Below are 19,052 nucleotides of genomic sequence, written 5' to 3' on the forward strand. Positions count from 1 at the left end.
TCGACCTCATGCGAACCGACACCCCTCTCGGGGCTCCGCCCGAGACACCCCTGCAGACCTTGCCCGTGCGCGGGCCGGTGACGGTCGTGCGCGGCCGTCCGGTGCTGGACGTCGTCATCCCCGTCTACAACGAGGAAGCGGACCTCGAGCGGTGCGTACGACGGCTGCACGACCATCTGGCCCGCACCTTCCCGTACGGCTTCCGGATCACCATCGCCGACAACGCCAGTACGGACCGCACGCCCGATCTCGCGGCCTGCCTGGACGAGAGCATCGAGGAGGTGACGGCGGTCCGGCTGGAGGAGAAGGGGCGCGGGCGGGCGCTGCGCACCGTGTGGTCGCTGTCCGAGGCGCCCGTGCTCGCCTATATGGACGTCGATCTGTCCACGGACCTCAAGGCGCTGCTGCCGCTGGTGGCCCCGCTGATCTCCGGTCACTCCGACCTGGCGATCGGATCGCGGCTGTCCCGCAGCTCACGGGTGGTGCGCGGGCCCAAGCGGGAGTTCATCTCGCGGGCGTACAACCTGATCCTGCGCGGCAGTCTGGCCGCCCGCTTCTCCGACGCCCAGTGCGGTTTCAAAGCGATCCGTAAGGACGTCGCGGAGCGGCTGCTGCCGCTGGTCGAGGACACCGGGTGGTTCTTCGACACCGAGATGCTGGTGCTGGCCGAGCGGGCCGGGCTGCGCATCCACGAGGTGCCGGTGGACTGGGTGGACGACCCCAACAGCACGGTCCACATCGTGAAGACGGCCACGGAGGACCTCAAGGGCGTGTGGCGGGTGGGGCGCGCGCTGGCCACCGGTGCGCTGCCGCTGGACCGGGTGCGCCGTCCGTTCGGCGACGATCCGCGCGACCGGGAGCTGAGCGGGGTGCCGAAGGGCCTGGCCCGCCAGCTCGTCGGGTTCTGCGTGGTCGGCGCGCTGAGCACACTGGTCTATCTGCTGCTGTACTCCCTCTTCCGGATGGGCACCGGCCCGCAGGTGGCCAACGCCCTGGCGCTGCTGCTGTCGGCACTCGGCAACACCGCGGCCAACCGGAGGCTCACCTTCGGCGTACGCGGCCGGGACCGCGCGATGCGCCACCAGGCCCAGGGGCTGGTCGTCTTCGGCATCGGCCTCGTGCTGACCAGCGGCTCCCTCGCCGCCCTGGACGCCGTCCCCGGCACCGCCTCGCACGGCACCGAACTGGCCGTGCTGATCGCGGCGAACCTCGCCGCGACCGTTCTGCGCTTCCTGCTCTTCCGGGCCTGGGTCTTCCCGTCGGACAGCGGGGCCACGACCGACCACGACCCGAGGACCGATCGATGACCACCTACGACTACGGCACCCGCGAAGCCGGGCCGCCGCCGACCCCCGCCGCCGCTCCCCGGCCGGGGCCGCGGGCACCCGGCGGCTCGCGCCTGGCGCGGGCCTGGCGGGGACGGCCGGAGGACCCGCGCTGGGCGCGGCCCGCCCTGTGGGCCCTGCTGGCGGCCACCGCCGTGCTCTATCTGTGGAGCCTGGGCGCGTCCGGCTACGCCAACCAGTTCTACTCGGCCGCCGTGCAGGCGGGCGGCGAGAGCTGGAAGGCGTTCTTCTTCGGCTCCTCCGACGCCGCGAACTCCATCACCGTGGACAAGCCCCCGGCCGCGCTGTGGCCGATGGCCCTGTCGGTGCGGCTCTTCGGCCTCTCCTCCTGGGCGGTCCTCGTCCCCGAGGCGCTGATGGGCGTCGCGACGGTCGGGGTGCTGTACGCGGCCGTACGGCGCGGGTTCGGCGCGGCCGCGGGGCTGATCGCGGGCGCGGCGCTCGCGGTGACCCCGGTCGCGGCGCTGATGTTCCGCTTCAACAACCCCGACGCGCTGCTGTGTCTGCTGATGGTCTCGGCGGTCTACTGCGTGCTGCGCGCCCTGGCGGACGCGCGCACCAAGTGGCTGGTGCTGGCCGGGGTCTGCTTCGGCCTCGGCTTCCTCACCAAGACGCTGCAGGCGTGGCTGATCCTGCCGCCGCTCGCGGTGGTGTACGCGGTGTGCGCCCCGGCGACGTTCGGCCGGCGGATCGGGCAGTTGCTGCTCGCGGGGCTCGCGATGGTGGTCTCCGGCGGCTGGTGGGTGGCGATCGTCGAGCTGTGGCCGGCGTCCTCGCGCCCGTACATCGGCGGTTCGCAGCACAACAGCTTCCTGGAGCTGACCTTCGGCTACAACGGTCTGGGCCGGATCAACGGCGATGAGACCGGCAGCGTCGGCGGTGGCGGCCCGGGCGGTGGCGGTGGCGGCAGGTGGGGCGAGACCGGGATCGACCGGCTCTTCGGTTCCGACATGGGCGGTCAGATCGCCTGGCTGCTGCCCGCGGCGTTCATCCTGCTGGCGGCCGGGATCTGGCTGACCTGGCGGGCGAAGCGCACCGACACCCGGCGCGCGGCCTTCCTGGTGTGGGGCGGGGCGCTGCTGATGACGTTCGCCACCTTCAGCTTCATGTCCGGGATCTTCCACCAGTACTACAACATCGCCCTGGCGCCCTATATCGCGGCGCTCGTGGGCATGGGCGCGGCCCTGCTGTGGGAGCGGCGGAACGAGGGCGGCCGGGCGGGGGCGGCGGCCTCGGCGGTGCTGGCCGTCACGGTCGCGGTCACCGCGTACCTGTCGTACGTCCTGCTGGGGCGGTCGCCGGACTGGCACCCCTGGCTGCGCTGGGCGGTGCTGATCGGCGGGCTCGCGGCGGCGGCCGGGCTGCCGCTGACGGCGCGCCTGGGCCGGAGGGCGGCGCTGGCCGCGGCGGGCCTCGGCCTCGCGGCGGGGCTGGCCGGGCCGGTCGCGTACACGCTCAACACGGTGGACACCCCGAAGCACGGCTCCATCGTGACCGCCGGTCCTTCGGTGGCGGGCGGTATGGGCGGCCCCGGTGGCCGCTTCCCGGGCGGCGGCCGGGGCGGTCCGCCGGGCATGCCGGGTGGTGGCACCGGCGGCGGTCAGCCGGGTGGTGGCCAGAACGGCTTCCCCGGCGGGGGCTTCCCGGGCGGCGGCCAGTCCCCGCGCAACGGCACGGGCAACGCCCAGGGCGGCCAGGGGCAGAACGGCCGACCGGGCATGCTGCCCGGCGGCGGCATGGTCGAGGGCGGCCGTCGTGGCGGCGGTATGGGCGGACTGCTCGACGGTCAGCAGGTCGACGCCGAGGCGGAGGCGAAGCTGGAGAAGAACGCCGGCGACTACACCTGGGCGGCCGCGGCGATCGGCTCCCAGAACGCCGCGAGCTACCAACTCGCCACCGAGAAGCCCGTGATGGCCATCGGCGGCTTCAACGGCAGCGATCCGTCCCCGACGCTCGCCCAGTTCAAGGAGTATGTGGAGCAGGGCAAGATCCACTACTTCATCTCCTCGGGCACCGGCATGGGCGGCGGGCCGGGCGGCGGCCAGGGGACCTCGTCCCAGATCACCTCCTGGATCGAGTCCACCTACAAGAAGGTCACCGTGGGCAGCACCACGCTCTATGACCTGACCCAGAAGGCGTCGACGTCCTCGACGTCCTCCGACTGAGGCCGGAGCCCCGTCCGTACTACGGGCCGGTGGCCGCGGGTTCACCCCCGCGATCACCGGCCCGTACGCGTATGCGACGCGCGCACATAATTCGCTGTACGCCGTACAGCGGCGCTTGTACGGTGTATGACCCAGCACATCGTCATACACCGTAGAAGCCTCTGCCTGGAGTCCCCATGACGGTCTCGACCGCCGACGCCGCCTCCGCGCCACCCGATCAGTCCCCGGGTGGTCATCCCCAGCGCTGGCTGATCCTCGCCGTGATCTGCCTCGCCCAGCTCACCGTGTTGCTGGACAACACGATCCTCAATGTGGCGGTCCCCTCCCTGGCCAGGGAGATGGATGCCCGCACGGCCGACATCCAGTGGATGATCAACGCCTATTCGCTGGTCCAGTCGGGGCTGCTGCTCACCGCGGGCAGCGCCGCCGACCGCTATGGGCGGAAGAAGCTGCTGGTCGCCGGGCTCGCCCTGTTCGGCATCGGCTCGTTCGCGGCGTCGATGGCGCAGGACCCCGGCCAGCTGATCGCCGCCCGAGCGGGCATGGGCATCGGCGGGGCACTGCTGATGACCACGACGCTCGCCGTCGTGGTGCAGGTCTTCGACGAGGGCGAACGGGCCAAGGCCATCGGGCTGTGGGGTGCGGTCAGCTCCCTCGGTTTCGCCGCGGGGCCGCTGATCGGCGGCTCGCTGCTGGAGCACTTCTGGTGGGGCTCGATCTTCCTGATCAATATCCCGGTGGCGCTGCTCGGGCTGGTGGCCGTGGTCTGGATGGTGCCGGAGTCGAAGGCGCCGGCCAGCGACCGCCCCGATCTGCTCGGCGCGCTGCTGTCCACGATCGGCATGACCGGCATCGTCTTCGCGATCATCTCCGGGCCGGAGCACGGCTGGACCTCCAGCCGGGTACTGCTGTCGGGCTTCATCGGCATCACCGTGATGACCGGATTCGCGCTGTGGGAGCGTCATATTCCGTATCCGATGCTGGACATGCACTTCTTCCGCAACCGCCGGTTCGTGGGCGCGGTGGCGGGCGGCATCCTGGTGGCCTTCGGGATGGGCGGTTCGCTCTTCCTGCTCACCCAGCATCTGCAGTTCGTGCTCGGCTATGACGCGCTGGACGCGGGGCTGCGCACCGCGCCGCTCGCGCTGGTGATCGTCGCGCTCAATCTCACCGGTGTCGGCGCGCGGCTGCTGCCGAAGCTCGGGACCCCGGTGACCATCGTCGGCGGGATGGGGCTGCTCGCGGCCGGTCTCGCCGCCATCGCGACGCTCGGTGCGCAGGGCTATGGCGGGATGCTCTTCGGGCTGGTGGTGATGGGGGCCGGTATCGCGCTGGCCATGCCCGCGATGGCGAACGCCATCATGTCGGCCATCCCGCCGGAGAAGGCGGGGGTGGGCGCGGGGGTCAACGGCACGCTCACCGAATGCGGCAACGGGCTCGGTGTCGCCGTCCTGGGCGCCGTGCTCAACTCCCGCTTCGGCTCGCTGCTGCCCGCGGTCGCCACCGGAGCGGGTTCGCTCCCGGCCGCCCTCGCCGCGGCCCGTACCCCCGAGGACCGCGAGGCCGTCGCGGACGCCTTCGCCTCGGGTGTGGAGACCAGTCAGTTGGTCGGCGCGGCGGCCGTACTGGCGGGTGGAGTGCTGGCCGCGCTGCTGCTCAGCAGGGCCGAACGATCTTCACAGGAGGCCCCGGCGGCATAGCATCTTCAGGTAGTGAGGTGCCGCGTGCCCGGTCCCGGGACACCTGTGGCGCCAGCGCACCGGAGAAAGAGAGGCGCCGCCATGGCAACCGGCAGCCGCACCGTCCGCCCGCGGTCCAGCGTCTGGCTCTCCGAACGCAAAACCCCCAAGCGCAAGGGCGACCAGCAGCCCGTGGGGCTCGACCATCTGAAGATCGTCGCGGCGACGATGCGGCTGCTGGACGCCGAGGGTCTTTCGGGCTTCTCGATGCGACGGCTCGCGGCGGAGCTCGGGGTGACCGCCATGTCGGTCTACTGGTACGTGGAGACCAAGGACCATCTGCTCGAACTCGCCCTCGACGCGGCCATGGGCGAGATAGCGCTGCCCTTCGAGGCCGTCGGCCCCGTCGAGGGTCTCGAGCACGCCCCGGCCGAGCCGCGGGACTGGCGTGAGCAACTGCGCCAGATGGCCACCGAGTACCGCCGGGTGCTGGTGCGGCATCCCTGGCTGCCCGCGCTGCTGGGGGAGTACCTCAACATCGGGCCCAACGCGGTGGGCTTCAGCAAGGCCGCGCTGGCCGTGATGCGCAACAGCGGTGTGCCGGACGACAAGGTCACCAGCGCGCTGTCCCTCGTCTACCAGTTCGTCTATGGCTTCGGCACGATCGAGGGCCGCTTCGCCGCCCGCTGCCGGGCGGAGGGAGTCACCCAGGACGAGCTCTTCCACGAGATGATGTCCTCGGTCGAGGACCGTTCGGACTTCGACGAGCAGCGGAAAATCATGGAGGCTCGGGGCGGCACCACGGTCCAGGAGATGCACGACCGCGACTTCACCTTCGCCCTGGACCTCGCGATCGCGGGTATCGAGACCCTGCTGGACCGATAGCGCGCCGGGCATCGGCGAGCAGCGTGGGCCTGCGCCGGGATGGAGCCTCAGGCCGCGGGGAGCTCCTCGCCCTGCACCGCCTGTATGTCCAGCTCCACCCGCAGGGTCGTGCCGATCGCCGCGATGCCCGCCGCGACCACCTGGTTGTAGTTCATCGCGAAGTCCTCGCGGCGCAGCTCGGCGACGGCCCGGAAGGCCGCCCGCACCCCGCCCCAGGGGTCGGGGCCCGTGCCCAGGTACGTCAGGTCCAGGTCCACGTCCCGGACCACGCCGTGCATCGACAGCTCGCCGTGGACCGTCCAGCGGTCGGCCCCGGCCGCGCTCAGATGCGTGCTCCGGTACGTCAGCTCCGGGAACTCCTCCACATTGAGGAAGTCGGGCGACTTCAGATGGCCGTCCCGCATCGTGTTGCCGGTGTCGATGCTGGCGGCCCGCATGACCGCCTCGACGCGCGACTTCTCGATGTCCTCGGCGACCTCGATCCGCCCGCTGAACTCCGTGAACCGGCCGTGCACGCTGGAGATGCCCAGATGCTGGGCGACCGCGGCCACCGTCGAATGCGCCGGGTCGATCGTCCACGCCCCGGGCGGCGGAAGCTCCACCCCGCCCTGGCGCGCCAGCACCACATTGCCCACGTCGGCCCGCCCGGAGGCCGTGACGATCGCCGTGGACGCGACCGGGGCGTAGCCGACCGCGGTGGCGATGATCGTGTACGGCCCCGGCGGCAGCGGCTCGTCGGTCCGCACCGCGCCGTCCGCGTCGGCCTGCGCGCGCAGCACCTGGGCGCCCGTCATATCGGTGACGGTCAGCACCGCGTGCTGGACCGCCCAGCCGTCGCGGGTGCGGATCCGGGCCCGCAGTCCCGCTCCCCCGCCTGCTCCTGCTCCTGTGGTCGTCATGCCGCGTATCGCTCCCGCTCGGGTGTCGCCGTGTTGCTCGTGTTGCTCGTCTTGCTCGGCGTGTCGCTCGTGTCGCTCATGTCGCCCGGCGCGCTGGTCGTGCGCGCCGTGCTGTCGTGCCGGTCGTACTCGCCGTGCTGGTCGTCATCGTCGTGCTGGTGGTACTCGTCGTGTCTGTGCACCGGATCCGGGCGGCGGCGTCAGGCCGTCCCCTGCCTTCACTACACCGCCGCCGGGATCCGGGTTCCGGGTCCGGCCGAGAAATCCGCCGCCCGGGCCGGGCCCGGGGCGCGTCTCCGCTCTTGCGCGCCCCGGGCCCGGGGTTCCGTCACTCGCCCGGGTGGGCGAGCTCCACGTCGTGGCCGTCGACGCCGGGTCCGGAGACCGTCAGCGCCCCCGCGACCGGCGGGTAGCCGCTCGCGATGACCGTGTAGTCGCCCGCGTCCAGGTCGGTGAAGGCATACGCGCCGTCCTCACCGGTGGTGGCGGTGGCGACCACGTTCCCGGCCGAGTCCACGAGGGTGACCCGTGCGTCGGGCAGCGGCCGCCGGTCGGCACCGGCCCGGACTATGCCCTGCACCTGGGCGCCGGCCTGCAGCGCTATCTCCACCCGGGTCAGCCCCTGGGCCCCCACCTCGACGGGCAGGGCAGCGGGCCGGTAGCCCGGCGCGTTCACCGCGACCGTGAAGGTCCCGGAGACCAGCTCCTCGAAGCCGAAGTCGCCCTGCTCACCGGTCTTGCCGGTGGCCAGCACCTCGCCGCGGACATCGGTGACCACGACCATCGCCGCGTCCACCGGCCTGCCGTCGGCGGCACCGCGCACGGTGCCCACCAGACCGCTGGTGGCCGACAGGACGATGTCGAAGCCGAGCGGCTCGTCCCCGACCACGATCGTGGACGCCTGCGGCTGGTGGCCGTCGGCCGCCGCGATCAGGACGTACGAGCCGGAGCCCGGCGCGTCCAGGGCGTACGAGCCGTCGGGGTGCGCCACCGAACGGCCGAGCTGCCGCCCGGCGAGCGAGATCAGCGTCACCGCGGCGCGGGCGACGGGGCCGCCCTCCGCGTTCCGCACGAAGCCGTGCACACCCTGCCGGGGCTGACGGTCCGCGCCGTCGCCCCCGGCGGAGGCGAAGGCCGTAAGGCGCTGCGGAGCGGTGGCCGCCTGCGGGGCGGTGGCCGCGAGGGCGCCGTCGGCGCCCGGCTCGTGCACCTCGGCGGACGGGGCGCCCACGAGCGCGGGCTCGAGGTCGGCGACCTGTCCGGTGGCGGCCGTGCCCACCACCGCGTCGGCCGGGGCCGCGTCGGTGGCCGGGGCGTCCGAGGCGGCCGCGGCGGCCTGCTGGGAGCCGGAGTTGGTCTTCAGGGCGACCTCCTTGATGAACAGGGTCAGCAGGAAGGCGAGGAACGCGGCCGGGGCGGCGAAGAGGAAGACGTCCGCGACACCGTGCCCGTAGGCGCTCTCCATGATCGTGCGCATCGGCTCGGGCAGCGCCTGCACGTCCGGGATGCCACCGCCGCCGGTGCCGGCGTGGCCCAACGCGGCGCCCTTGGGGCCGAGGTCGGCCAGGCCGTCCTTGACGTAGTGGCTGACCCGGTTGGCGAGCACCGCACCGAGCGCCGAGACGCCGACCGCACCGCCCAGGGAGCGGAAGAAGGTGACGACGGAGCTGGCCGCGCCGAGGTCCTGCGGGGCCACCTGGTTCTGGGTGGCCAGCACCAGGTTCTGCATCATCATGCCGATGCCGAGGCCCATGAGCGCCATGTAGATCGCCATGTGCCAGTACGGGGTGTCGTACCGGATGGTGCCCAGCAGCCCGAGGCCCGCCGTCACCAGCACACCACCGCTGACCAGCCATGCCTTCCAGCGACCGGTCTTGGTGATGACCTGACCGGAGATGGTCGAGGAGACGAACAGACCGCCGATCATCGGGATGGTCATGACGCCGGACATGGTGGGCGACTTACCGCGCGCCAGCTGGAAGTACTGGCTGAAGAAGACGGTTCCGGCGAACATCGCGATACCGACGAAGAGCGACGCCAGCGACGCGAGGGTGATCGTCTTGTTCCGGAACAGCCGCAGCGGGATGATCGGCTCGCTCGCCTTGGACTCGATCAGCAGGAAGATCAGACCGAGCGCGATCGAACCGCCGACCATCGCGTAGGTCTGCCACGAGATCCAGTCGTACTTGTCGCCCGCGAAGGTGACCCAGATCAGCAGCAGCGAGACCGCCGCGCTGATGAAGAAGGCGCCGCCCCAGTCCACCTTGACGTCCCGCTTCACCACGGGGAGCTTCAGGGTCTTCTGAAGGACGATCAGCGCGATGACGGCGAACGGCACGCCGACGTAGAAGCACCAGCGCCAGCCCAGCCAGTCGGTGTCGGTGATCACGCCGCCCAGCAGCGGACCGCCGACGGTCGCGACGGCGAAGGTCGCGCCGAGGTAGCCGCTGTACCGGCCGCGCTCCCGGGGGGAGATCATCGCGGCCATGACGATCTGGGCGAGGGCGGACAGACCGCCGACGCCGATGCCCTGCACCACGCGGCAGGCGATCAGCATGCCGGGGCTCTGCGACAGACCGGCCACCACGGAGCCCGCGACGTAGATCACCAGGGCTATCTGGACCAGCAGCTTCTTGCTGAAGAGGTCGGCGAGCTTGCCCCACAGCGGCGTGGTGGCCGTCATGGCCAGCAGGGTGGCGGTGACGACCCAGGTGTAGGAGGACTGACTGCCGTTGAGATCGGCGATGATCTTGGGTAGTGCGGCGGAGACGATCGTCGACGACAGGATCGCGACGAACATCCCCAGCAGCAGCCCGGAGAGCGCCTCCATGATCTGCCGGTGGGTCATCGGCGCCGAGGAGTCCGCGGCGTGGTCGTGCTGACCTCTGTGGCCTCCTCCGCCGTGCTTGGCGTGGGCGGGGTGCCCCGCGGGTCCCCGCACACCGCCGTCCGGTGTGGTCGTTGCCATGAAGTTCCTTAACGTTGCGAAGGTGTACGGGTGATGCTGGTCTCCGCCTGATGCGGCAGAGCCCGGGAACGGGTGTCCCCGAAACTCGTCCGCAACCGGGCGAGAAGTTCATTGAGGCGGTCGACGTCCTCGTCCGACCAGTCGCTCAGACAACTGGCGAGCGCGTCCGTGTAGCGCTCGGACACCTGACCGAGCAGCGCTCGTCCGCTGGGGTTGATGCTCAGCAGCCGCGACCGCCGGTCGAGCGGGTCGGGCTTGCGGTCCACCCAGCCGCGGTTCGCGACATGTGCCACATGCCGGCTGGTCACCGACATGTCGATGTCGAGCAGCTCGGCGAGCTTGCCCATGCGCATCTCGCCGTAGCGGTCGAGAAGCATCAGGACGACGGCGGCGCCCGATGGGCAGTCGGCCGGCAGGACGCGCCCGAGCCCGCGCTTGACGGTGCCGATGGCGCTGAGCTGCCGGGCCAGCTCCTCATAGTGGCGCTGTGTGGCCACGGCACCCCCAGTGGGCTTGATCAGAATGGTCGGTTGCTTAAGGCAACCATAGAAGAAGTTAGTTGCTACAGGCAAATGAAAGGGTGGTCTGGGCGGTAAATTACCGTTAAAGAGTCGTCCTGGAGTCGGTCAAGCGGGGTGGCTGAGGCGCAAGGGGCTGCTGAGACCCGGGGGTGTCCCGGAATCCGCTCGTTCGCTAGGGTCGGGGCTCATGGCGAACAACCCCCAGAGCCCCAACGGGAACCACGACCCGGCCGGCTCCACTCAGATGTTCCGCGCCTTCGTCGACGAGGGCACTCGGCAGCCTCAGACGTCCGCCGGATCGGGCGGCGGTTCGCGCGTCGGCCTGATCGTCGGTGTGATCGCGGCGGTCGTGATCGTCGCGGCGGTGGCCTGGCTGGCGCTGGGCTGAGCCGCGAGGCCCTGACGCTTCCAGCGGGGGCCTGAGCTCCCGCGGGGAGCCCTGGCTCCCGCGCTCCTTACGGCTGCCGGATCGGCCTTACGGCTTCCAGCTGACCGAGACGTCCTGTGTCTCGATACGCATGCCCAGCGGCACCCGCCAGTCGTCCACGCACACCGTCCAGGTCTTCTCCTTCTTCCGGCCCGCGCCGATCGGCGCGGGCAGCTTTTCCTCGGACTCCAGCGTGGCCCAGTCGATGCCGAGCGCGTCGATCACATGCGTCCCGAAGGTGACGGTGCCTGAGGCGATCGGCGCTCCTCCGGTGTTGCGGAACTCGACCTTCACCTTCTCGCACCAGCGCTCGTCGGTCGCCGTGCGCTCGGGTTTGCCGACCTTGAGGGCGGCCGGTCCGGTGGGCGTGGGGGTGCCGGAGGGGTCCGAAGGGTCCGAGCCGGAGGGTGAGGGCTCGCCGGGGCCGTCGCCCTTGGGGCCGTCGTCGCCCTTGGGGTCGTCGTCCGTACGTCCCGGGGCCCCGGAGCCGTTCTTCCCGCCGCCCGGGCCGTCCGAGCCGTCCGTGCGGCCGGGGGCCTTCGCGGATGCGGAGGGCGCCCGTGAGGCCGGTCCGTCCGTTCTGCCGTCCGTGGTGGCCTCGGGTCCGGCCGCTCCCCGGTCGCGCTTCCCGTCCGTGCCGCCCTTGCCGTCGCGATCGTTGTCCGTGCCGTCCTCGTCCAGGGGCACCAGGTCGACGCCGTCCTTGGGCGGCACGGCGTTCGCGGTCTGCCGGCCGTCGGGCCCGGCCGCCCCGGCGGCCACATAGCCGTCGCCGCCACCGCCGCAGCCGCTGAGGAGTGCGCCCAGGCACAGCGCGGCCGCCGAGGAGGCGACTGCCGTGCCTCGGCGGCCCGTTGTCCGGCTCCATGCGTATCGCATCGGGCCAGTGTGGCTGACGACCCGTCAGGTGTACAGGGATCCGACGGGGGACCGGCCAGTGGCGGCTCAGTCCGAGATCAGGCCCTCGCGCAGCTGGGCCAGGGTCCGGGTGAGCAGCCGGGAGACATGCATCTGGGAGATCCCGACCTCTTCGCCGATTTGCGACTGCGTCATATTGGCGAAGAAGCGCAGCATGATGATCTGGCGCTCGCGCGGCGGCAGTTTGGCCAGCAGGGGCTTGAGCGACTCGCGGTACTCCACGCCCTCCAGCGCGCTGTCCTCGTACCCCAGCCGGTCGGCGAGCGACCCCTCGCCGCCGTCGTCCTCGGGGGACGGGGAGTCCAGCGAGCTGGCCGTGTAGGCATTGCCCACCGCGAGCCCGTCGACCACGTCCTCCTCGGAGACGCCCAGCGCCGTGGCGAGCTCGGTGACGGTCGGGGAGCGGTCGAGCTTCTGTGACAGCTCGTCACTGGCCTTGGTGAGTGCCAGCCGCAGCTCCTGGAGCCGCCGCGGGACCCGCACCGACCAGCTGGTGTCGCGGAAGAACCGCTTGATCTCGCCCACGACGGTCGGCATGGCGAACGTCGGGAACTCCACGCCCCGTTCGCAGTCGAAGCGGTCGATCGCCTTGATCAGGCCGATGGTGCCGACCTGGACGATGTCCTCCATCGGCTCGTTACGGCTACGGAACCGGGCCGCCGCGTAGCGGACGAGCGGGAGGTTCAGCTCGATGAGGGTGTCACGGACGTAGCCGGCCTCCGCACTGTCCTTGTCGAGTGTGGCGAGCCGCAGGAAGAGGGAGCGGGAGAGGGTGCGGGTGTCGATGGCGTCGCAGTCGTCAGGCATGAGCGGTGCATCGTTGTTGAGCACCTTCGAGCTGCCCAGTTCTACGGACATGCCACCCCCTAGAGGTCGCGGACGGATCCCAGCTGCGCGGTTCGCGTCCGACGCAGCCTCCCCCTGAATACCGGAGGTCGGGCCGCGGCAAACGCGGTTCCTGCAGAATGTCACATGTCGGCAACACGCTGTAGCGCCATGTCGACATTACAGCCTTGAGGTCCCGGGGCGGAGGTCCCTCGCAAGGATCAGGACTCGATCCGGTTTGCGGATCTCAGCCGGGCGAAGCTCCGGGACAGCAGCCGGGACACATGCATCTGGGAGACGCCGAGCTCGGCACTGATCTGAGATTGCGTCAAGTTGCTGTAGTAACGGAGCAAAAGGATACGCTGTTCGCGCTCGGGCAGTTGTACGAGCAGATGGCGCACCAGATCGCGGTGCTCGACTCCGGCGAGCGCGGGATCCTCGTAGCCGAGCCGGTCGACCAGTCCGGGCAGTCCGTCGCCCTCCTGGGCGGCCTCCAGGGAGGTGGCGTGGTACGAGCGGCCCGCCTCGATGCAGGCCAGCACCTCCTCCTCGCTGAGCTTGAGCCGTTCGGCGATCTCGGCCGTCGTCGGGGAGCGGCCGTGCAGCACGGTCAGGTCCTCGGTCGCGCCGTTGACCTGCACCCATAGCTCGTGCAACCGGCGCGGGACGTGGACGGTGCGGACGTTGTCGCGGAAGTAGCGCTTGATCTCGCCGACGACGGTCGGCATGGCGAAGGTCGGGAACTGCACCCCGCGGTCCGGGTCGAACCGGTCGATCGCGTTGATCAGGCCGATGGTGCCGACCTGGATCACGTCCTCCATGGGCTCGTTGCGGCTGCGGAAGCGGGCCGCGGCGTAGCGGACCAGCGGCAGGTTGGCCTCGATGAGTGCGGCGCGCACGCGGGCGTGCTCGGGGGTTCCGGGGGTGAGGCCCGAGAGCTCGGCGAAGAGCACCTGGGTGAGCGCTCTGGCGTCAGCCCCGCGGCTTCTGCCGCTTTCGCTGCCGCCATCGCCCTGGGGCGGGGTTCTGGGCGCGGTACGGGCCGACACGGTCACGCCACCCCTTCACGATGTACTCACCCGGCAAAAGCGGTCATAGCATCACAAGACATGTGCACTGTGTGCAAGCACCGCTTTACCACGTGTTGGTGGAGAAATCGCCCGATAAGGGACTGAGGGGGGCGGGGGTTCGGGGGCGGGGCGGGAGCGGGGTGACGCTAGTTGGTCAGTTCCGTCATGAACTCGCCGACGCTCTTGGCGGCGTCCGATATGCCCTCGAAACCGACCTGGACGAGGTCGGCCGCCCGGGCCGGCGTCTTGATGATCGTGTACAGCACGAAGACGATCAGCATATAGAGCACGATTTTCTTCGCCTGGGCCATCTGTGCTGCCTCTCCCCGCTGTGCCCTTGTGCAGTTGCGAGAGTCTATCCACACCTCTGGCGCATCAGTCGTATCAGTCGGATGAACAGACCGGTGTTGTGGGGACACCCCTACGCCGCTGTGGGCGCCGCGCTACATATGGGTGGATTCTGGAAAAGGAGGGGGTGGCAAAGAGTGGTGCCGGAAGGAGCGGCGACGGCAGCGGCTCGCGCCGTCGGCGGAGGGAGCGGAGATGCGTGTCGGTGTGCTGACCGGCGGCGGTGACTGCCCCGGGCTCAACGCCGCGATCCGCGGCATCGTCCGAAAGGGCGTGGAGGTCCACGGCTTCGAGTTCGTCGGAGTGCGGGACGGCTGGCGCGGCGCGCTCGAAGGAGCCATCGTGCCGCTGGACGTCCAGGCCGTGCGCGGCATCCTGCCGCGCGGCGGCACCATCCTCGGCTCCTCCCGGACCAACCCCCTGGCCAGCGAGGACGGGGTCGGCCGGGTGCGGCAGACGCTCACCGAGTACGAGGTGGACGCGCTCATCGCGATCGGCGGCGAGGACACGCTCGGGGTCGCCGCGGCGCTGGCGGGCGAGGGCATCCAGGTGGTCGGGGTGCCCAAGACGATCGACAACGACGTGGCGGGCACCGACTACACCTTCGGCTTCGACACCGCCGTCAACATCGCCACCGAGGCGATCGACCGGCTGCACACCACCGCCGAATCCCACACCCGCACCCTGGTGGTCGAGGTCATGGGGCGGCACTCCGGCTGGATCGCCCTGCACTCGGGTATCGCGGGCGGTGCCAACGTCATCCTCATTCCCGAGCAGCCCTTCGACATCGACCAGGTCTGCGCCTGGGTGGAGAACCGCTTCACGATCAGATACGCACCGATCGTGGTGGTGGCGGAGGGGGCCGTGCCCAAGGAGGGCCAGATGGTGGTCAAGGACTCCAGCCTGGACGAGTTCGGCCATGTCCGGCTGTCCGGTATCGGCGAGTGGCTGTCCCATGAGATCGCCGATCACACTGGTAAGGAGGCCCGCACCACGGTTCTGGGCCATGTCCAGCGCGGTGGGACGCCCAGCGCCTTCGACCGCTGGCTCGCCACCCGCTTCGGGCTGCGCGCGATCGACACGGTCAAGGACCGGGACTTCGGCACGATGGTGGCGCTGCGCGGCACGGACATCGTGCGGATACCGCTCGCGGAGGCCACGGTGGGCACCAAGGGCGTCGACCCCGCGCTGTACGCGGAATTCGGGGTGTTCTTCGGCTGATCGCCTGCGAATGCGGGATGCGGGATGCGGGCTCAGAGCGCGGGAGGCGGGCTCAGGGCCCGGGGTGCGGGACGACCGTCACCGGGCAGTGCGCGTGGTGCAGCACGGCATGGGCCACCGGCCCCAGCCGCAGCTGGGTGGGCCGGGTGGCCGTACGGCGCCCGATCACCAGCAGCCCGGCCCGCTCCGAAGCCCTCACCAGCGCCTCCGCCGGATTGAGCAGAACGACGTCCGGCACCACGGCCACCTCGGGGCAGCCCTCCCGCCACGGCCGCAGGGCGTCGGAGACCACCTGGCTCTCCTGGTCCTCCCACATCGCGCGGTCCTCCTCCAGCACCGTGAGCATCCAGGCCGACGGGGATGCCGGGGGCAGCGCCCACGCGTGCACCACCCGCAGCGGGACGCCCCGCTCCTGGGCGGCGCGGAACGCGAAGGCGGCCGGCGCCTCCGCCGGGGCGTGCGCGTCGAAGCCGAGCTGCACCTCGTCCGCATCCGTACCGTCCCACCCGGCGCCCGTACGGCGCTCCTCCGGGACCGTGACGACGGGGCAGTCCGCCATCGCCGCCACCCGCAGCGCCACGGAGCCCATCGCCAGCCCCTCGAAGCCACCCCAGCCCCGGGTCCCGACCACCAGCAGCCCGGCGCTCGCGGCGGCCGTGAGCAGCGCCTCGGCCGGTTCGGCGTCGGTGTGCTCCCCGTCGATCCCGAGCTCCGGAAGGCGCGCCCGGAAGTCGGCCACCGTCTGCCCGAGCATCTGCTCGCCCACGTTCTGCCAGGCGTCCACTCCGGGCACCGGCGAGACCCTGCGCGGCAGCGGCGGACAGGCGTGCACGAGGCGCAGCGCGACCCCGCGGCGCGCCGCCTCCCGCGCGGCCCACTCGGCCGCCGTAAGGCTGCGCCGGGAGCCGTCGACCCCCGCCACGACAGGGCCGCTCATCCGGTCCTCCTCGGCTGCCGTACGTCCGGTCCGGAACTCGGTTCGGGAACTCCGGTCCGTATCTCCTGTCCGTTCTGCTGCCAACTGGAGCACGTCCGTTTAGTCTAGATACGCGACGAAGATCCGACATGGTCGGAGGATTCGCCGCGCACAGACCGCGAGGGGTAGTGACCGCCCCCGGTCCGGGTGCCCCGGGCCGGGGGCGGCTCTGCGAGCGGCGACGGGCAAACACGGCCCAAGCCCCCCAAAGGTGGGGTGAGATGTCAAGGTTTCGGGGGAAGCGGGGGTGTGCGGAGCGAGCGCAGGATGGGGGGCGAGGTAAGGGAAGGAGAGGGAAATGCGCTCGATCTCATGGCACCTCACCTCGCGTCGTTCAGCATTCGTCGTCGGTTTCGTCGTCGTGGTCGCCGTCGTGGTGGTACTTGGGATGGTCTCCTCCTCCGAAAAGGCATCCGGGGAAGCCTCCAAAGAGGCCCCCGGGGAAGCCCCCGGACACGCCTCGACGGTCGAATACCGGCGGGAACCCGTCGGAAAGACCTCGGTCCCCGCGTTCACCTCCTCCGCCGGCCGGGACCGCGAACACGTGGTCTCGCCCTCCAACGGAGGCCGCGCCTTCCGCGGCAACACCCCCGGTCTCTACGCCGGCGTCCGGAACCGGCAGCCCTGCGACCGGCAGGGCCTGCTCCACGACCTGGACGCCGACAAGCGGAAGGGCGCCGCCTGGAGCAAGGTCCAGCACATCTCGCCCGACGGCATCCCCGGTTTCGTCCAGCGGCTCACGAGCGTCACCCTGCGCTCCGACACCTACGCGAAGACCTACGGCTACCGCGGTGGGGTGAAGCCGGTGTCCGCCGTTCTCCAGGCCGGAACGGCGGTTTTCGTCGATGAGCGCGGTCTGCCCGTCGTGAAGTGCGACTCCGGGAATCCCGTCAAGGTCTCGGCCCCGCCGCGCCACGCCAAGCCGACCTTCACCGGGCCCGAGTGGAACGGTTTCTCCCGGAGCACGGTGACCGTCATCCGGCCGGCCACGAAGAACGTCAAACACCTCGTTCTGGTGGGGATCGGCAAGGCCGAACTGCTGAAGCGCCCGCTCGGCGACGGTGGCGGCAGCGGCGACCCACGGGACACGGTGCTGGCCCGCGCCGACTACCCCTCGTTCCTGGCGATGCCGGGCGAGCAGCACGCCCCGCGGCTGCGGGAGGCGCCGAAGGTCACCCTGAAGCCGTCCGACCGGTTCACCCCGCTGGAGACCGAGCGCCCGTCCGGGACCCCCTCGCAGCAGTCGCAGCCCTCCGACGAGCCGACGGATCCGAATCAGCAGCAGCCGCAGGACCAGCCCTCGGACCCCGGCCAGCAACCGCAGGACCAGCCGCAGGACCAGCCGTCGGACCCCGGCCAGCAACCGCAGGACCAGCCGCAGGATCAGCCGTCGGACCCGGGCCAGCAGCAACCGCAGGACCAGCCCCAGCAGCCCGACCAGAACCAGCAGCAGCCCCAGCCCCCTCCGAACCAGCCGCCGCCCAACCAACCGCCCCCGAACCAACCCCCGCCGAACCCGCCTCCGCCGCCCCAGCCCCCTCCCAACCAGCCCCCTCCCAACCAGCCCCCGCCCAATCAACCGCCTCCGAACCAGCCCCCGCCCCAGCAGCCCCAGCCCGACCCCAACCAGCAGCAGCCCCCGCAGCAGCCACCCCCGTCCGGCCCCTGACCGGAACGGCCGCGCACGAAGACGTAGGGCCCGGCTCGCGATGAGCCGGGCCCTCCGGGCCCCGCGTACCGCTGCGGGAATTCGTCATGCTTGTGCCGGCCGCATCCCCGCCCATCCCAGTCTTGAGCGAGACTCTGGACACCAGCATCACCGCAGCATTCCAATGGACCCGCCGGCTGCTCGCAGCTGGAACACCCACCTATGGCGAGAGCTGCGGGTGACGCGGGTCTGTCCAGTGAACGGCGTTTCTGGAGAGGTCCGGGTTCAGGCGGTGAACGGAGGGACCATGGCCGAGATTCCGGGGCGCTCAGTAACGAGCAAGGTCGTCGCGCTGTTCGACGCCTTCGGCCCTGACTCCCCTGAGCTCACCCTCAACGAGCTCAGCGCCCGCACCGGACTGCCCTTGTCGACGGCGCACCGGCTGGCCACCGAACTCGTCGCGTGGGGCGGACTGGAGCGCTGTGACGGTGCCGGCTACCGGGTCGGGTTGCGCATGTGGGAGCTCGGATCGCTCGCCCCTCGCGGCGAGTCGCTGCGCGACGTCGCCCTCTCGGTCATGCAGGACCTGTTCGAGGGGACCAAGGAGAACGTTCATCTCGCCGTCTGTCAGGACGGTCAGGCGCTTTACATAGAGAAGATCTCCGGGGCCGGTGCGCTGCTGGTGAAGTCGCGCCGCGGCGGGCGCCTGCCGCTGCACGCCACCGGGGTCGGCAAGGTGCTGCTGGCTCATGCGCCCAAAGAGGTGCAGGCCGACGTGCTGGCGGCACCACTGGCGCGCTTCACCCGACACACCATCGTCGAACCCGGCCGGCTCGTCCGGGTCCTCGACGACGTACGCGGCACGGGCGTCGCCTTCGCCTACGAGGAGCTCACACTGGGGTCACTGTCGGTCGCCGCGCCCATTCGGGACGCCTCGGGAGCGGTTGTCGCGGCACTCGATGTCGTCCTGCACACCACTGGTGGACGCCCGGAACGGCTGGCGCCCGCCGTACGCACCGCCGCCATCTCCATTTCCCGCTCGCTACGTGACCAGCAGATTCGCTCCCATCCCTGACTTTTCCGCTCCGCACTCCCGTTCAACGGGAACGCGGGCTTTCGCCACACCTGCCGCAGCCACGACTGTGACCTGTGCCAC

At 71.0% G+C, this 19,052-nt stretch carries 17 protein-coding genes; 8 read left to right on the top strand and 9 right to left on the bottom strand.

Features of this window, described 5'->3' with window-relative positions:
* The first annotated feature begins 8 nt into the window (after positions 1 to 8).
* The 4 genes from ACZ6TD_RS25305 (at position 9) to ACZ6TD_RS25320 (ending at position 6,075) form a co-directional block, all read left to right on the top strand.
* Positions 9 to 1,307 carry a bifunctional glycosyltransferase family 2/GtrA family protein gene (locus tag ACZ6TD_RS25305; protein WP_471341860.1) on the top strand — a complete coding sequence of 433 codons (1,299 nt, stop codon included), beginning with the start codon at positions 9 to 11 and terminating at the stop codon, positions 1,305 to 1,307.
* Positions 1,304 to 3,511: an ArnT family glycosyltransferase gene (locus tag ACZ6TD_RS25310; protein ID WP_471341862.1), complete on the top strand. Its 2,208-nt coding sequence runs from the start codon at positions 1,304 to 1,306 to the stop codon at positions 3,509 to 3,511. The genes ACZ6TD_RS25305 and ACZ6TD_RS25310 overlap by 4 nt, the downstream gene beginning before the upstream one ends.
* A gap of 176 nt (positions 3,512 to 3,687) precedes the next feature.
* A complete protein-coding gene (locus ACZ6TD_RS25315) occupies positions 3,688 to 5,211 on the top strand; it encodes an MFS transporter (protein ID WP_471341864.1) in 1,524 nt (507 codons plus the stop codon).
* Positions 5,212 to 5,292: 81 nt separating this feature from the next.
* Complete coding sequence (locus ACZ6TD_RS25320; RefSeq protein WP_471341866.1) at positions 5,293 to 6,075, top strand: TetR/AcrR family transcriptional regulator; 783 nt, start codon at positions 5,293 to 5,295, stop codon at positions 6,073 to 6,075.
* A 47-nt stretch (positions 6,076 to 6,122) separates the two neighbouring features.
* On the opposite strand, the gene ACZ6TD_RS25325 is transcribed toward ACZ6TD_RS25320, so the two are convergent.
* From ACZ6TD_RS25325 to ACZ6TD_RS25340, 4 genes are all read right to left on the bottom strand, one after another.
* Positions 6,123 to 6,974, bottom strand: a complete 852-nt coding sequence (locus tag ACZ6TD_RS25325; protein ID WP_471341869.1) for a YceI family protein — start codon at positions 6,972 to 6,974, stop codon at positions 6,123 to 6,125.
* Positions 6,971 to 7,156 carry a hypothetical protein gene (locus tag ACZ6TD_RS25330; RefSeq protein WP_471341871.1) on the bottom strand — a complete coding sequence of 62 codons (186 nt, stop codon included), beginning with the start codon at positions 7,154 to 7,156 and terminating at the stop codon, positions 6,971 to 6,973. The genes ACZ6TD_RS25325 and ACZ6TD_RS25330 overlap by 4 nt, the downstream gene beginning before the upstream one ends.
* A 146-nt stretch (positions 7,157 to 7,302) precedes the next feature.
* Entirely contained in the window at positions 7,303 to 9,822 is a 2,520-nt protein-coding gene (locus ACZ6TD_RS25335; protein WP_471358017.1) for an MFS transporter, read from the bottom strand.
* Positions 9,823 to 9,950: 128 nt separating this feature from the next.
* Positions 9,951 to 10,439 (bottom strand): MarR family winged helix-turn-helix transcriptional regulator, encoded by a 489-nt coding sequence (locus tag ACZ6TD_RS25340; protein WP_471341873.1) that lies wholly within the window; start codon positions 10,437 to 10,439, stop codon positions 9,951 to 9,953.
* Positions 10,440 to 10,650: 211 nt separating this feature from the next.
* Between ACZ6TD_RS25340 and ACZ6TD_RS25345 the strand changes: the two genes are divergently transcribed.
* Entirely contained in the window at positions 10,651 to 10,851 is a 201-nt protein-coding gene (locus ACZ6TD_RS25345; RefSeq protein WP_137978623.1) for a hypothetical protein, read from the top strand.
* Positions 10,852 to 10,938: 87 nt separating this feature from the next.
* On the opposite strand, the gene ACZ6TD_RS25350 is transcribed toward ACZ6TD_RS25345, so the two are convergent.
* The 4 genes from ACZ6TD_RS25350 to ACZ6TD_RS25365 all read right to left on the bottom strand — a co-directional run bounded on the left by ACZ6TD_RS25350 (position 10,939) and on the right by ACZ6TD_RS25365 (position 14,014).
* Entirely contained in the window at positions 10,939 to 11,769 is an 831-nt protein-coding gene (locus tag ACZ6TD_RS25350) for a hypothetical protein (RefSeq protein WP_471341875.1), read from the bottom strand.
* Positions 11,770 to 11,835: 66 nt separating this feature from the next.
* Complete coding sequence (locus ACZ6TD_RS25355; RefSeq protein WP_020870119.1) at positions 11,836 to 12,666, bottom strand: RNA polymerase sigma factor SigF; 831 nt, start codon at positions 12,664 to 12,666, stop codon at positions 11,836 to 11,838.
* Between the two features lie 188 nt (positions 12,667 to 12,854).
* Entirely contained in the window at positions 12,855 to 13,688 is an 834-nt protein-coding gene (locus tag ACZ6TD_RS25360) for an RNA polymerase sigma factor SigF (RefSeq protein WP_037956765.1), read from the bottom strand.
* A gap of 161 nt (positions 13,689 to 13,849) precedes the next feature.
* On the bottom strand, positions 13,850 to 14,014 hold the full coding sequence (locus ACZ6TD_RS25365) for a hypothetical protein (RefSeq protein ID WP_020870122.1): 165 nt from the start codon (positions 14,012 to 14,014) through the stop codon (positions 13,850 to 13,852).
* 232 nt (positions 14,015 to 14,246) lie between these two features.
* Here ACZ6TD_RS25365 and ACZ6TD_RS25370 point away from each other — a divergent pair, with 232 nt between their 5' ends.
* Positions 14,247 to 15,272, top strand: coding sequence for a 6-phosphofructokinase (locus tag ACZ6TD_RS25370; RefSeq protein WP_471341877.1), 1,026 nt, complete (start codon positions 14,247 to 14,249; stop codon positions 15,270 to 15,272).
* A gap of 52 nt (positions 15,273 to 15,324) precedes the next feature.
* Here the strand turns inward: ACZ6TD_RS25370 and ACZ6TD_RS25375 are convergent, their stop codons facing one another.
* Positions 15,325 to 16,209 carry a universal stress protein gene (locus ACZ6TD_RS25375; protein WP_471341879.1) on the bottom strand — a complete coding sequence of 295 codons (885 nt, stop codon included), beginning with the start codon at positions 16,207 to 16,209 and terminating at the stop codon, positions 15,325 to 15,327.
* 337 nt (positions 16,210 to 16,546) lie between these two features.
* On the opposite strand from ACZ6TD_RS25375, the gene ACZ6TD_RS25380 reads away from it, so the two are divergent.
* On the top strand, positions 16,547 to 17,917 hold the full coding sequence (locus ACZ6TD_RS25380; RefSeq protein WP_471341881.1) for a DUF6777 domain-containing protein: 1,371 nt from the start codon (positions 16,547 to 16,549) through the stop codon (positions 17,915 to 17,917).
* Between the two features lie 286 nt (positions 17,918 to 18,203).
* Positions 18,204 to 18,971: an IclR family transcriptional regulator gene (locus ACZ6TD_RS25385; RefSeq protein ID WP_471341882.1), complete on the top strand. Its 768-nt coding sequence runs from the start codon at positions 18,204 to 18,206 to the stop codon at positions 18,969 to 18,971.
* Positions 18,972 to 19,052 lie beyond the last annotated feature (81 nt).

It is taken from the genome of Streptomyces yongxingensis (assembly GCF_055597465.1).

What these genes read in the sequence shown, in the direction of transcription:
- ACZ6TD_RS25375 (WP_471341879.1), bottom strand. Translation starts at nt 16,209, where the DNA reads ATGAGCGGCCCTGTCGTGGCGGGGGTCGACGGCTCCCGGCGCAGCCTT.
- ACZ6TD_RS25320 (WP_471341866.1), top strand. Translation starts at nt 5,293, where the DNA reads ATGGCAACCGGCAGCCGCACCGTCCGCCCGCGGTCCAGCGTCTGGCTC.
- ACZ6TD_RS25380 (WP_471341881.1), top strand. Translation starts at nt 16,547, where the DNA reads ATGCGCTCGATCTCATGGCACCTCACCTCGCGTCGTTCAGCATTCGTC.
- ACZ6TD_RS25365 (WP_020870122.1), bottom strand. Translation starts at nt 14,014, where the DNA reads ATGGCCCAGGCGAAGAAAATCGTGCTCTATATGCTGATCGTCTTCGTG.
- ACZ6TD_RS25325 (WP_471341869.1), bottom strand. Translation starts at nt 6,974, where the DNA reads ATGACGACCACAGGAGCAGGAGCAGGCGGGGGAGCGGGACTGCGGGCC.
- ACZ6TD_RS25345 (WP_137978623.1), top strand. Translation starts at nt 10,651, where the DNA reads ATGGCGAACAACCCCCAGAGCCCCAACGGGAACCACGACCCGGCCGGC.
- ACZ6TD_RS25305 (WP_471341860.1), top strand. Translation starts at nt 9, where the DNA reads ATGCGAACCGACACCCCTCTCGGGGCTCCGCCCGAGACACCCCTGCAG.
- ACZ6TD_RS25355 (WP_020870119.1), bottom strand. Translation starts at nt 12,666, where the DNA reads ATGTCCGTAGAACTGGGCAGCTCGAAGGTGCTCAACAACGATGCACCG.
- ACZ6TD_RS25385 (WP_471341882.1), top strand. Translation starts at nt 18,204, where the DNA reads ATGGCCGAGATTCCGGGGCGCTCAGTAACGAGCAAGGTCGTCGCGCTG.
- ACZ6TD_RS25370 (WP_471341877.1), top strand. Translation starts at nt 14,247, where the DNA reads ATGCGTGTCGGTGTGCTGACCGGCGGCGGTGACTGCCCCGGGCTCAAC.
- ACZ6TD_RS25350 (WP_471341875.1), bottom strand. Translation starts at nt 11,769, where the DNA reads ATGCGATACGCATGGAGCCGGACAACGGGCCGCCGAGGCACGGCAGTC.
- ACZ6TD_RS25310 (WP_471341862.1), top strand. Translation starts at nt 1,304, where the DNA reads ATGACCACCTACGACTACGGCACCCGCGAAGCCGGGCCGCCGCCGACC.
- ACZ6TD_RS25315 (WP_471341864.1), top strand. Translation starts at nt 3,688, where the DNA reads ATGACGGTCTCGACCGCCGACGCCGCCTCCGCGCCACCCGATCAGTCC.
- ACZ6TD_RS25335 (WP_471358017.1), bottom strand. Translation starts at nt 9,822, where the DNA reads ATGACCCACCGGCAGATCATGGAGGCGCTCTCCGGGCTGCTGCTGGGG.